The organism is Paraclostridium benzoelyticum, from assembly GCF_001006285.1.
GTDB lineage: Bacteria > Bacillota > Clostridia > Peptostreptococcales > Peptostreptococcaceae > Paraclostridium > Paraclostridium benzoelyticum.
This window is the reverse complement of the sequence record NZ_LBBT01000185.1, coordinates 1-12,979: the sequence shown is the minus strand read 5'-3', so window position 1 is coordinate 12,979 and position 12,979 is coordinate 1. Positions and strand designations below refer to the sequence as shown.

Below are 12,979 nucleotides of genomic sequence, written 5' to 3'. Positions count from 1 at the left end.
TAGCTATAATTATTATTATAATTATTAACACTCCACTTAAATTATCTACTAGTGATGAAGGATTTAAATAAAAATAAGGATTAATCCAAAGCTGTTTATTTTTTTCTTTTTTTATTTCCTTTTCTAAACCATTTAAATAAAATAAATTTAGTTTAAACTCTAAATCTGAAATTCTATTACTTTTAAATAAACTTTCTAAGTCATTAAAAGTCTTTGATATTTTTTGTTGTTTTTCTTCAGTTGTATTACAATTGTTAATCTCATCTTTTAATGATTTATTCTCTTTAATTATTTTGTTAATTATTTGCTTTATATCTGGTATTTTTTCTTCTATTAAAGCAAGTTCTTTTGAAGTTAAATTTTGATTCTTCAATAACTTTATTGCTATAACCTCAATCTTTTTATTTTCTATTTTTATTGTATTTGAAAATTTTTCAACTTCACTTAAAGCTCCTAATTTTAACTTCACTTCAACTTCCGATATTAACCCCTTTTTCCCCATAATCTTTACATTATTTATCCCTCTATTGATTAAATCTTTTCTTTCTTCATCTGAATTACAATTTTTTATTAAAATCTTTAATTGTTTTATATCTTCTTTCAATTTTTCAGCTAATTTTTTTATATCAGGATATTTAAGGTTTATAAATTTTTCTTCTGATTTATTTATACTTTCTCCACTTATAATTTTCATCGCTATTAAGGTTGCTTTTTGCAATTCGTCTTTAATTCTAATTACTATAGCTTGACATTCTTGGTTTGGAGTTTTAATTTGTTGTTTTAACTGTTCTTTATTACCTATAGCCATATTTGTTTTATTTCCTACATCATAAGAATTTTTATTTATATTAATCATCAGTTCACTCCTAAATATGATAATAATTTATAATCATATTGTTTATATACGGATTAAATAATTTATAGCTAAGTTAAATCCTCCAAAGCTAGACAATATAAAGTTATTAATTTATAATAATTTTATATTTAAAGTAATTTACAAGTTAATAACTTTTCATATATAAGTGCTTTTGTAGAAAGGATATACTATGAATAAAATAGGATTAATATTAGAGGGTGGCGGTATGCGCGGTATATACACCGCTGGAGTATTAGATTTTTTTATAGAAAAAAATATAGAAGTTGATATAACAATCGGTGTATCTGCTGGTAGTTGTCACGCTTCTTCATATTTATCAAAACAATATAAAAGAGCATATAATGCTACTGTAGACTATATAAACGATAAAAGATATCTAAGTTTTTCTAATTTAATTAAAACTGGATCAATCTTTGGTATGGATTTTATGTTCAATAAAATTCCTAATGAACTAAATATCTATGACTATGATACTTTTGCCAAATCTAAATCTAAATTTGTAGTGGTTGCTACTAATTGCGAAACTGGATATCCAGAATACTTTGAGTTAAAAGATTTGAAAAAAGAAATAATTTATATGCAAGCATCTTGCTCAATACCTATGTTTGCAAATATAGTAGAAATAGATGGTTTTAAATTGGTGGATGGCGGTGTATCTGATTCCATACCTATCGAATACGCTTTAAATCAGGGTTATAAAAAAAATATAGTTGTTTTAACTCGAGATATTAATTACACAAAAAATAAGCAAAAATTTCTTCCTATCGTAAATAAAAAATATAAGAAATACCCAAATCTCGTTAAAGCAATTGAGAATAGACATTTAAATTATAACAAAAGTCTTAATTTAGTAAATCAATTAGAAAAAGATGGGGACGTTCTAGTTATTAGACCTAAAAACCCAGTTAATGTTAGCCAAATTGAAAAGAATGCTAAAAAACTTACAGCGTTATATGAAGAAGGATATGATAATGCTAAGGAGTTATATGATAAAATTTTAGATTTTATAAAAAAATAACTGAACTTACTTCCGTAAGTTCAGTTATTTTTATTTAATGTTACATTTCAAAATCTTCTGTATCAAATAACATTTTTCCATCAAAATACTTATCTTTCTTATCTTGATTATTTTTTAATTTAAACTGACCGATAAGATCTCTTAGCATATTAGCTTGGCTTGATAGTTCTTCACTTGCGGCAGCACTTTCTTCAGAAGTTGCTGAGTTTGTTTGAACTACCACTGAAATTTGTTCCATTCCAGTGTTTACTTGATTTATATGCTGAGCTTGTTCATTACTTGCATCTGCTATTTCTTGTATAACTTCAGATGAAGTCTTCGCTCCATTAACAACTTCTTCAAGAGATATTGCTGTTTCTGATACAATCTTTGATCCATTTTCTATCGCTAGTAAAGATCTTTCAATTAGCTCAGCTGTATCTTTTGCACTTTGCGCTGATTTTTCAGCTAGATTTCTTACTTCATCTGCAACTACTGCAAATCCTTTACCTGCTTCTCCAGCACGAGCTGCTTCTACTGCTGCATTTAATGCTAAAATGTTAGTTTGGAACGCTATGTCATCTATATTTTTAATTATATCTCCAATTCTATTTGAAGTACTGCTTATTTCATCCATAGCAGTAATCATCTCTTGCATTTGCTTTTTACCTTTATCTGTAGCAACACTTGATTTTGTTGATATAGCCTTAGCTTTTACTGCATTTTTAGCTGTTTGTTGAATTTGATCTGATACTTCACTTATAGTTGCAGAAAGCTCCTGAATAGAGCTAGCTTGTTCTGTTGCTCCTTGAGAAAGAACTTGAGCTCCTTCTGATAACTGTATTGAGCTCATTGCAACTTGTTCTCCAGCTATACTTATTTGGTCTAAAGTGCTATTTAAACTATCAATAATTTTATTTACAGCTACTAACATAGGTTCAAAATCATTTATAAATAAGCGATTTAACTTTTCATCATTTGTATCTAAATCTAAATTTCCATTGCTTATTTCTGTTAATATATACATTAACGTACTAATCATTTCACTCATATCAATAACTATTTCATTTGTAGCACTAGCTAATAATCCAATTTCATTTTCTTCATTTATTTGTGGAGTTTCTGAGTTTAGATCACCTTCTGCTAATTTTTTAAGTCTTTCACTGCAAGCTTTTAATGGATTTCCTATCTTATTAGCAAACTTTATAGCTGCTATAAATGATACTATAGTAAATATTATTGCTAATCCAATAGTCGTACCAATTGAAGTATATACTGGACCAAGGAAATCTGCCTTATTAGTCATTATTCCTACTCCCCAACCATTAGTATCATTAACAGGAGTATATGCTAGCAACCATTTTTCTCCATTTAACTCTACATCAACTTTTCCAGTTTTTCCTGATATAAGATTTTTATCAATTTCTGCAAAAGCTTGTTCTTTAGGGTTTGTTTGAGCTTCTTTTATAGAATTTTTAACAGCTACAAGTTTTTTATCTTTATGTGCTATTATAGTTCCTTGACTATCTATTAAATAAGCATAACTATTTTTACTTATTTTTATGTCATTAACTATATCATTTAAAAAATCTTTATCTACGTCAAAAGTTACTATACCTACAATCTTACTTCCTTGTACTCCATTTTCCCAAATAGGTGCTGAAACTACCATTGTAAGATCTCCTGTTACTTTACTTACAACAGGACTACTCATATATGCATCTCCTTGCATAGATATTTTAAAGTAATCCCTAGATGAATAATCTTTTCCACTAAAAAGATCTTTTCCATCTGCATATATAATTTGTCCTAGAGTTAAACCTGTAAGTTTTTCTTGTCGTGTAATAATATTTTGCTTCTCCTCAACACTTACCTTAGGATCTGAAAGCTCTTTTATTATCCCCGTTTGTATTGTAGCATCTTTAAGATTTTTTATTTTTTGAGTAACTGTTTGCGATGCTTCTTTAGTAATTTCTGCAACTGAATTTGCTAAAATCTCATTCGAAGTTTTATAGTTTAAGTAACTCGTAATTGATCCTAACAATAAACAACAAACTACTACTACACATACTATTATAAAAGTAAGTTGAGTTTTTATACTTTTGTTTTTGTACTTCATATTCGTTTTCATTTTTGATTTCATACAATTATTCCTCCTTTTTAACTTTATTTGTTAACCTATAATTTACATTAACAACTTTTCAACAACCATTTTTTAACATTTAACCTGTAAAATATCCTACTTATAATATTACGAACCATCGATGATTTTCTTTAATACTAAATTCAATAATTCCTCATTATTTTTTATAATTATTTCATCATCTTTATTCGATATTTTTCGTATATTTAATTAAATTTTTTAACACATTTTAAATAATTTTGAATAATATATATTAGGGATAACTATTATCCCTAATATATATATAAAGGTGATAATATATGACATGTAGTAATAATTCATTTAAAAGAGAAATTTCTATCCCTTATGCTTTGTATCAATCTGAATTAGGAAGATATTTTATAGGTCAAACTCCAACATTAAATCCAACAGGAGTAAATACTACAGCTATAGCTGCATTAGTTAACCCAACTACATCTGCTAGAAATTTATTTGTAGATGTAATAACTATAAAAAATCCATCAGGTGCTGCAGTAGATGCTGCTTTCTACGTTAATTCTACTTTGCCAGCTGGAATGAGTACTAGTAATCTAGTAAACGTAACTAATTTAACTATTAATCCACAGCCTATTCCTTATGGACAAATACAATATTTAGTTGATGCTGCTGTACCTACTGGTGTACCAATTTTTTCTAGAATAGTAGGGCCTGTTTCAACAGAAATCGTAGATGGCGGTCAAATAATAATTCCTCCAGGTCAATCTCTAGTTGTTTATTTGACTGGATTGACTACTACTTCAGATGTTGTAGTTGCTTTTGGATGGTGGGAAGAGTATCCTTATACTTGTAAATACTATTATCATGAGCATACTTGCTAATTTTATTTTTTAATTAAATCTAACTAAAGGCACTCTTATTAAACTAAGGTCAGAGTGCCTTGATTTATGTTATAATGAAAACATTATACATAGGAGGTACAGTATGAAATCAGCAAAATATTATATAGAAAACCTAGATATGGCACCTCATGTTGAGGGTGGTTACTATAAGGAATCAGTAGTTTCAAAAGATTTATTTAGAGATAATAAAAATTTATTTACTAGTATATACTTCTTGCTTGAAACTGGAGAAGTATCTAATTTTCACAGACTAAAGTCAGATGAAATGTGGTACTATCATGACGGACAACCCCTTACTATATATATGATTACTCCAGACGGTGAGCTAATTACTAAACAGTTAGGACTAGATGTTGAGAACGGAGAATTTCCACAAGTTTTAGTTCCTAAAGGATATATATTTGGATCTTCAATGAATAATGATGGTTTTGCATTAGTTGGATGTATGGTAGCACCTGCATTTACATTTGAAGACTTTGAGTTATTTGAAAGAAACGAATTATTAGATATGTATCCTCATCTTGAAGATATAATAATAAAATTAACTAGATAATAAATTATGCCTCAATAGTGATTTTATTAATTCACCATTGAGGCATAATTTTCTAGAATATACTTATATATACTAACGCTCCTGCAATTGCGCCTACTATTGGACCTACTATTGGTATCCATGCATAACCCCAATCAGAATCGCCTTTATTTGGTACAGGCATTAAATAATGCATAAGCCTTGGCCCCAAATCCCTAGCTGGATTTATAGCATATCCAGTTGGTCCTCCTAAGCATAAACCTATTGCTCCTACTATCATCCCAACTACTATTGGCTGAATCCCCTCAGCAAGCGGGGATTGTCCTATTCCTAATATTGCAAAAACTAGTACAAAAGTACCTACAATCTCAGTAATAAGGTTTATTTTTGTGTTTCTTATTTCTGGTCCTGTACAAAATACAGCTAATTTAACTTCCTTATCTTCTGTTTTTTCAAAATGATTGTAATAACAAATAAGAACTAATAATGATCCTATAAAAGCCCCTATAAGTTGAGCTACTATATACATAGGTACATTTTCCCATGGAAAGCTTCCAATAACGGCAAGGGATATTGTAACTGCAGGATTAAAATGAGCTCCAGTAACGCTTCCAAATATAAAAACTGGAATTGCTACTGCTAAAGCCCATCCTGTTGATATTACTATCCATCCTGAACCATTTCCTTTAGTCTTAGAAAGTATTACATTTGCTACAACTGCGTTTCCTAATAATACTAACAATAAAGTTCCAACTAGCTCTCCTAAAAATACTGAAATATTCATTTATTACCTACCTTTTTTATAGTCTCTAAAATGCAGCTTTAAATATCTCTATTATGTCATTTTTATTTCCTTTTCTAGGATTACTGAATGCATTGCCATCTTTTAATGCCATTTCTGCCATATATTCAAAATCCTCTTCTTTAACTCCCATTTCTTTTAAGCTTGAAGGTATCCCTATGTCTTTAGATAACTTAAACATTGCATTTATTGCTTTTTCTGCAGCTTCCACTACTGATAATCCATCTATATTTTCACCCATGAACTCAGCTATATCGGCAAATTTTTGAGGGTTAGATATTACATTGTATTTTTCAACATGAGGAAGTAACATTGCGTTTGCAACTCCATGAGGCATATCATATAATCCACCTAGTTGGTGTGCCATAGCATGAACATAACCTAAGTTTGCATTGTTAAATGCCATACCTGCTAATAATGAAGCATATGCCATGTTTTCTCTTGCAACTAGGTTTTCACCTAATGCAACAGCTTGTCTTAAATTTCTTGATATTAATTTTATAGCTTGAATAGCCGCAGCATCAGTTACAGGATTTGCATCTTTTGATACATAAGCTTCTATAGCATGAGTTAATGCATCCATTCCTGTTGCAGCAGTTAATCCCGCTGGTTTTTTAACCATTAATTCCGGGTCATTGAAAGAAACCAATGGTAAGTTTCTCCAACTTACTATAACATATTTCACTTTAGTTTTAGTGTTAGTTATAACACAGTGTCTTGTAACTTCACTTGCTGTTCCAGCTGTAGTGTTAACAGCAACTATTGGTGGTAATGCATTTGTTAAAGTTTCTATACCTGCATATTCATAAAGATCTCCTTCATGAGTTGCAGCTATTCCTATTCCTTTACCACAGTCATGTGCACTTCCCCCACCAACTGTTACTATCATATCACAATTTTCTTCTTGATATATTTTAAGACCATCTATAACGTTAGTATCTTTAGGATTTGGTTCTACTTGATCATAATATTCAACTTCTATTCCAGCTTCTAATAAAGATTTAACTGTTAATTCAACAGCTCCACCTTCCATATGTCTTAAAAAGTTATCTGTAACTATTAAGGCTTTTTTCCCACCTAATATTTTACATCTTTCCCCAACTAATTTTACACATCCAGCTCCCATAAAGTTAACGCTTGGTACTAAATAATCATACATTCTCATTTGTCATTTCCTCCGATTAATTTTTGTTGTATTATTAAATCTAAATGCCTACTTGTTAAATTCATCTATTGCTGCTTGAGCTATAGCCATGTCTTCTTCTACAGTTCCTCCACTTACTCCAACTGCACCAACAACTTTACCATCAACTATTACAGGAAATCCCCCTCCAAAAGGTACTATTTTACAGTTGTTTGTAAGTTGAAGCCCGTAAAGACTTTGTCCTGGTTGAACACACTCTGCAATACTATGACTTCCTTGCTTTAAACAAGCTGCTGTATAAGCTTTGTTTATTGCAATATCTATACTAGTTATAAATGCTTCTTCCATTCTGTGCATTAACATTAAGTTTGCACCTGCATCTACTGCTGCAAATATTACTGGGACATTCATTTCTTGCGCTTTTTCTTCTGCTGCTTTTGCCATTTCTTTTACTATATCTAAGCTCAATTCTTTTATTTCATTTAATTTTTTCATAACTAAAGCCTCCTAAGCTATTTTAGTTTTTTACTATTTAAATGGTATTCCTTTTACTAATCTGCCTGCATTTGATCCTAAGCTTCTTAAAGTATTAGAACTATCATCAATATGAGCAATAAATAAAGGTTCATTTTCTTTTAACTTATTTAAAGTTAATGTAACTTTACCAGTTTTATCTATACCTATGCCTACTGATAACCTAGAAATTTGAGATGCAATATAGCTTAATTTTTCTGATATAAGAGATTCTTCATTTTCTAATACTTTACAAGGAATTCCTTCTTCTTCTATACCCCATAAAATTTCATCTATATTTTTTAAATCTTTAAGTTCTTTACAAAGGTACATATATATTGTTGGTGTATTGTGATTAAAACCTTTAGTTAACATTACCTTTTTCTCCATTTCCATTAAAAGCTAACACAAGCCCTGTAGCTACTGCATTTCTAGGTCCTTCTGTTCCTCTAATGTTCCCTCTTCCCGCTACTACTCCATATTGAGATAATGAGTTAGTTACTAATTGAGGAACTTCAAAATCTAATGATGATCCACCAACTAATACAACAAATTCTATATCTCTTATATTTCCTGTAGGTGATACTATTGTCAGTGCCCTTATACAGTTAGTTACAAATACTTTTTCTTTAGCAGACTTTCTTATATTTTTAATTTTTTCTATAGAATTTTGCCCCTCAATAGGTACAATTTCTCCATTTTTTAATATTACTACTTTTGCAAAAACTGAAGAATCTAATGATTTTTCGAAAAACTCTACGGTCCCATCTTCATGCCTTATATGGAATAAACTTTCAACTTTAGCAAGTGGATATTTTTTTATATCTTCTGCTAAGGTAAAATCTTCAAGTCCTAATTCAGACTTTATAAGCATAGTTACCATATTCCCTGCACCAGCTAGATGTATTGAACATATTTCACCTTGCTTATTTATTATTGATGCATCTGTTGAACCCGCTCCCATATCTAAGATTGCAAGTGGAGTGCTACTTCCTGGAGTTGTTAAAGCTCCTCTTATAGCCATATCAGCTTCGACCCCTCCAACCTCAACTAAAACACCTAATTTTTCTTGTAATTTATCAGCTATCATTTGCATTTGAAGTTTGTCAGCTTTAACCATAGCAGCTATTCCAACTGCATTTTCCATTGAAAACTCCTCAGCTATCCCACCTTTTACCTTTTGTGGTATAAATGTGTCAACTGCTAATAAATCTTGTATAGTAATATCTGCTATTTTTTGTTTAGTAAGATTTGCCATAACTTGTCTTACTCTTTCAAGCATTCCACCTGCATTTGTTCCAGGTTCCCCTTTTACATCTTGTATAGGAACACATAAACCAACTGCATCCATAATATTTTTGGCTCCGTGTTCTACATCTACAGCCTCTTTTCTTTTTAGTCCATTTATATGAATTTTCCCAGCAGGTATAACTTTTTCTTGAACATCTCCTTTTGGAGTTTTTATTACTACTGCTGACCTATTTCCTATTAAGGCTCTAGATATAGGAACTATCATTTTAGTTTCTTCTGAAGTTAATTCAAAAACTGTTGCGATTCCGTATGGATTTGATAAAGTTTCAATAACATCTCCTTGTTTTGCAACTTCTACCGCTGCCTTCATTCCTACTGAAACTTTTTCTAAGAGCATGACTTCATCAACTATTGGTATTTTCTTTTCTATCCTATTATTTATTAAAACCCCATCGTCCCTTTGAACAATTGCTGCTTGTATATTTATTCCCTTTTTAGTTGCTGCATTTATTCTTGCTGAAGCTTCTAAGAAATTAACTCTACTTAAAATAAGTGGAATAAATTGTTCATCTTTTACTTTCTCTACATCTAATTTATCTAAATCTTCTATATAGATAGTTTTTCCTATACCTAGCCCCACTCCACCTGGAGTAGATGGATTATGACCTATCATTGTAGATTCTGTTATAATTGTTTCAGTAATAGTTTCCATAGCAACATCCCCGATAACAGGAGCTGCTTCGTTTATTCTTACCAAATCTAAATCTTCAAGTTTTAGATTTACTTTATCTAAAGCTTGTTTTAAGGAGGAAAAGACTCCTTCTATATTTTCTTCAGTTCCCTTTATTCCTGTTGTTGGAACTATTCCACTTGAAAGAAATTTTATCTTTTCATTTTCAACTTTTGCTAATACCACTTCTGTTGTAGCATTACCAATGTCTACACCTGAGATTATCTTCATTAACTTTTCTCCTTAAATTCAAAGCAAATTACTCTTGTCTTAATTTTTTTCTTTCTTCGTAAACTTCGCTAGCTTCTCTTATAAATTCAGCATTAACTTTCGCTCCATATACATTTTCAACCTCATCAGCTATAGCTAGGAGCTCTTCTTTTGTTGATCTATATGGTCTTAATGCATTATATATTTCAATTATTCTATCATCAGGAAAGTTTATAAGCTCGGCTGCTCTTCTAAAGTTTCTCGCAATAGCATTTCTATTCATATCTTCAGCAATTTGAGCTTGCATTTCCAAAGTTTCTGGAGATATTCTAACATCTTCTGGTTTAATCTCTCCGTTTAGTACATTTTCCAAAGTTATTTCTTGCAAACCCTTTCCAGTAGGTGTCTTTATAACATCAGTTCTTTTTCTAGCTAAAGGGTAGTCGTGAGAATTCATCTTTTTTTGTTCCATAAAAATTACTCTCCTTCAAATTAAAATTTCACATCTATTTGTATAGGTTTTGCTCCAACCTCTACATATTTAGTTTCTTTTATATGGAATAAAGCTGCTTTTGCCATAAATTTAGGTCTAACCATTTGATCATTTTTAGTTGGCACTGGGTTAGGAGATTCTCCCTTAGCATATTTGGCTGCATTTTTTCCTATCAATCTATATATATCTAATGTTAATAGCGGTGCTTGAGGAAATAATTCTAAGTTATTTAACGGTAATAAGTCCTTTTGATGAATAACCGTTGTTCCTTTTGACTGTATACCAATTCCTATTCCTGACCCACTTATTTTTGCTGCATCATTTGCTATAAATGAAACATCTGATGTTCTTATAACTCTAACAAGTCTTGCCTTTAACCCTTCTTCCTCTATACCTGCGATAAGTTCGGTCAATATATCACTATGTGAAGTATCCACTAATGTCTTGCTTTGAAATTTTAGAAATGCTGGTGCTAATCCTATAACAACTTCATCTACATTAGTCCCAACTTTTGCATTTCCAGTTTCATTAAGTTCAAGTGCTTTAATTTCGTATTGATTCGCTATATTTTCCATATCCTTCACCTCTCACTTATTTTATATCTTCTGGTTTTACTACGTTAGGTATATTCTTTATTTCTTCCCATCTTTCAGGACTTATTCTATATCCTGTTCCTGGGCCTTTATAATCATTTTTATCGTTAACTGCACTTATAACATCAAAGTTTGTATTTAATATAGCTGATGTTTGTAAGTAATCCCCTGTTACTCTTTGCTTAAGCATGTTCAATATGTTGTTTGCTATATCATCAAATCCATTAACACTTAATGCTTTTACTACGTCAAGACCTACTATTCTTCTATTTAACATTTCTTCTGCTGCCTTTAAATCTTCTACTATATTTCTTTCAGGCATGTCTTTACTTCCATGAGCATAAGTTGCCGCTTCAACCTCTTCATCTGTTATAGGTGGGAATCCTAATTCTTTAAATACAGCTTGTATTGCTCTTGCAGCTTTATTTCTTATTGCAATAGTTTCTGCTTCTGATACTGGTCTTAATCCACCATCTACCATTAAGTCTCTTTGTAACACGTTGTAATCATCGAAATCTTCAGCATCAAAGTTTGAGCCTGCAAACATATTATCGTAGTTTGGAACTGCACTATATCCAGAGAATATAAAATCTGTTCCTGGTAACATTTGCATTAATGTTCTCGCTGTTCTTCTTATATCTGAATGTGAAAAAGTTTGGTCATTTCCAGAAGCAACCTCTATATCAAGCATCGATGCTATTAAGTTTTCAGCTAAAACAGCTCTTATTCCTGACGGAACTGCACCTGTCATACCTATACAACTTACTGCTCCATTTTGAAGACCTTGGACTCCAGCTCCTTTAGTTATATATATACATCTCGCCTCTAGATAAAGCATTGATTTTCCTTCTGAATATCCCATTAATGCTTCTGAACCTGTACCTGATGTAAACCTCATCTTAAGCCCTCTTGATGCATACGCTGATGCTAGGAAAGCTTTTGACCATGGAGTATCATCTCCATCTGTAAATACAGGTTCTGTTCCATATACTGAAACTGTTTCTGCATAACATGTAAGTCCTCTCATTCCAAGGTCAAGTTCAGTGGCTTCTTCAACTGAACATTGAGTTAAGACCCCAGGACGTCCTACTTGAGCTCCAATTAATAGTGATAATGCATTAAATGGTGCGTATCTAACGATAGCAACTGTAGTTTCCTGTTCAGAGAACCCTCTTAATCCAGCTTCTGCTGCATCTGCTGCAATTTGAACAGGGTTATCTTTTAGGTTTGTAACATGACATTGATTTGAAGGAGTTTTTCTAGCTCTCATTTTTTGAAGTGCAAGCATCATTTCAACAACATTCATATGAGAAACTACCTCCACTACTTTAGCAGGAGTTATGGCTGTTATTATCTCAACTATTTCATCTCTACCAATATTTATATCAACAAGCTTCTTGGCTATTTCTAAAGAATCAATTTTCATAGCTTCTTCAGCTTTATTTAAGTTGATTGCATAGTCAGCTATGAATCTATCTATCATATCAAAATCTTCTCTTTTTACACTATCTAGCTCTAATACTTTTCCATTTTCAATCTTTATAGACGGTTTGGGATCGTTAGGACTGTGCATTGCTACTAATCCCTCTTCTGGCCATTCGCCTATAATACCATCTTGATTTACAGGACGTTGTGATAAAACTTGGAATCTTTTTGATTTCACTTATAGTTCCTCCCTTTAATTCAAATAAAATTGTTGGCTTTTGTCGTTAAATAAATATTAATATATATTCACATTTATTCCATTACAAATTCTTGCTATCTTATTGGATTTTATTGTTTAATTTTTATCAATTTTAAATAGTACTTTTTTATT

13 protein-coding genes are annotated in these 12,979 nt (G+C 31.0%); 3 read left to right on the top strand and 10 right to left on the bottom strand.

Annotated features, from left to right (window positions below):
* The coding region (locus VN21_RS08810; RefSeq protein ID WP_046822922.1) for a hypothetical protein at positions 1-856 on the bottom strand (856 nt) is incomplete at its 3' end.
* 190 nt (positions 857-1,046) lie between these two features.
* Between VN21_RS08810 and VN21_RS08805 the strand changes: the two genes are divergently transcribed.
* Positions 1,047-1,895, top strand: coding sequence for a patatin-like phospholipase family protein (locus VN21_RS08805; RefSeq protein ID WP_046822921.1), 849 nt, complete (start codon positions 1,047-1,049; stop codon positions 1,893-1,895).
* A gap of 40 nt (positions 1,896-1,935) precedes the next feature.
* Here VN21_RS08805 and VN21_RS08800 read toward each other — a convergent pair whose 3' ends face one another.
* Complete coding sequence (locus VN21_RS08800; RefSeq protein WP_052952023.1) at positions 1,936-4,017, bottom strand: methyl-accepting chemotaxis protein; 2,082 nt, start codon at positions 4,015-4,017, stop codon at positions 1,936-1,938.
* 299 nt (positions 4,018-4,316) lie between these two features.
* Here VN21_RS08800 and VN21_RS08795 point away from each other — a divergent pair, with 299 nt between their 5' ends.
* Entirely contained in the window at positions 4,317-4,874 is a 558-nt protein-coding gene (locus VN21_RS08795) for a DUF6143 family protein (RefSeq protein ID WP_046822920.1), read from the top strand.
* Positions 4,875-4,977: 103 nt separating this feature from the next.
* On the top strand, positions 4,978-5,448 hold the full coding sequence (locus VN21_RS08790) for a cupin domain-containing protein (protein WP_046822919.1): 471 nt from the start codon (positions 4,978-4,980) through the stop codon (positions 5,446-5,448).
* Between the two features lie 52 nt (positions 5,449-5,500).
* On the opposite strand, the gene VN21_RS08785 is transcribed toward VN21_RS08790, so the two are convergent.
* From VN21_RS08785 to VN21_RS08750, 8 genes are read right to left on the bottom strand one after another with little or no spacing between them, the layout of a single operon-like run.
* Positions 5,501-6,211 (bottom strand): MIP/aquaporin family protein, encoded by a 711-nt coding sequence (locus VN21_RS08785; protein WP_084822045.1) that lies wholly within the window; start codon positions 6,209-6,211, stop codon positions 5,501-5,503.
* Positions 6,212-6,236: 25 nt separating this feature from the next.
* Positions 6,237-7,394 carry an iron-containing alcohol dehydrogenase gene (locus tag VN21_RS08780; protein WP_046822918.1) on the bottom strand — a complete coding sequence of 386 codons (1,158 nt, stop codon included), beginning with the start codon at positions 7,392-7,394 and terminating at the stop codon, positions 6,237-6,239.
* Between the two features lie 48 nt (positions 7,395-7,442).
* The gene (locus tag VN21_RS08775) at positions 7,443-7,868 is read right to left on the bottom strand and encodes a GlcG/HbpS family heme-binding protein (RefSeq protein WP_046822917.1); all 426 of its coding nucleotides are present in this window, start codon (positions 7,866-7,868) and stop codon (positions 7,443-7,445) included.
* A gap of 33 nt (positions 7,869-7,901) precedes the next feature.
* Complete coding sequence (locus VN21_RS08770) at positions 7,902-8,261, bottom strand: glycerol dehydratase reactivase beta/small subunit family protein (protein WP_046822916.1); 360 nt, start codon at positions 8,259-8,261, stop codon at positions 7,902-7,904.
* Complete coding sequence (locus VN21_RS08765; RefSeq protein WP_046822915.1) at positions 8,251-10,098, bottom strand: diol dehydratase reactivase subunit alpha; 1,848 nt, start codon at positions 10,096-10,098, stop codon at positions 8,251-8,253. Before VN21_RS08765 ends, VN21_RS08770 begins: the two co-directional genes overlap by 11 nt.
* Before the next feature lie 28 nt (positions 10,099-10,126).
* Complete coding sequence (locus VN21_RS08760; RefSeq protein WP_046822914.1) at positions 10,127-10,549, bottom strand: diol dehydratase small subunit; 423 nt, start codon at positions 10,547-10,549, stop codon at positions 10,127-10,129.
* A 20-nt stretch (positions 10,550-10,569) separates the two neighbouring features.
* On the bottom strand, positions 10,570-11,145 hold the full coding sequence (locus tag VN21_RS08755; RefSeq protein WP_046822913.1) for a propanediol/glycerol family dehydratase medium subunit: 576 nt from the start codon (positions 11,143-11,145) through the stop codon (positions 10,570-10,572).
* A gap of 16 nt (positions 11,146-11,161) precedes the next feature.
* Positions 11,162-12,826: a propanediol/glycerol family dehydratase large subunit gene (locus tag VN21_RS08750; protein WP_046822912.1), complete on the bottom strand. Its 1,665-nt coding sequence runs from the start codon at positions 12,824-12,826 to the stop codon at positions 11,162-11,164.
* Positions 12,827-12,979: the final 153 nt, after the last annotated feature.

Bases quoted from the DNA above. Each gene is read 5' to 3' on its own strand.
- VN21_RS08805 (WP_046822921.1), top strand. From the start codon at position 1,047: ATGAATAAAATAGGATTAATATTAGAGGGTGGCGGTATGCGCGGTATA.
- VN21_RS08800 (WP_052952023.1), bottom strand. From the start codon at position 4,017: ATGAAATCAAAAATGAAAACGAATATGAAGTACAAAAACAAAAGTATA.
- VN21_RS08795 (WP_046822920.1), top strand. From the start codon at position 4,317: ATGACATGTAGTAATAATTCATTTAAAAGAGAAATTTCTATCCCTTAT.
- VN21_RS08790 (WP_046822919.1), top strand. From the start codon at position 4,978: ATGAAATCAGCAAAATATTATATAGAAAACCTAGATATGGCACCTCAT.
- VN21_RS08785 (WP_084822045.1), bottom strand. From the start codon at position 6,211: ATGAATATTTCAGTATTTTTAGGAGAGCTAGTTGGAACTTTATTGTTA.
- VN21_RS08780 (WP_046822918.1), bottom strand. From the start codon at position 7,394: ATGAGAATGTATGATTATTTAGTACCAAGCGTTAACTTTATGGGAGCT.
- VN21_RS08775 (WP_046822917.1), bottom strand. From the start codon at position 7,868: ATGAAAAAATTAAATGAAATAAAAGAATTGAGCTTAGATATAGTAAAA.
- VN21_RS08770 (WP_046822916.1), bottom strand. From the start codon at position 8,261: ATGTTAACTAAAGGTTTTAATCACAATACACCAACAATATATATGTAC.
- VN21_RS08765 (WP_046822915.1), bottom strand. From the start codon at position 10,098: ATGAAGATAATCTCAGGTGTAGACATTGGTAATGCTACAACAGAAGTG.
- VN21_RS08760 (WP_046822914.1), bottom strand. From the start codon at position 10,549: ATGGAACAAAAAAAGATGAATTCTCACGACTACCCTTTAGCTAGAAAA.
- VN21_RS08755 (WP_046822913.1), bottom strand. From the start codon at position 11,145: ATGGAAAATATAGCGAATCAATACGAAATTAAAGCACTTGAACTTAAT.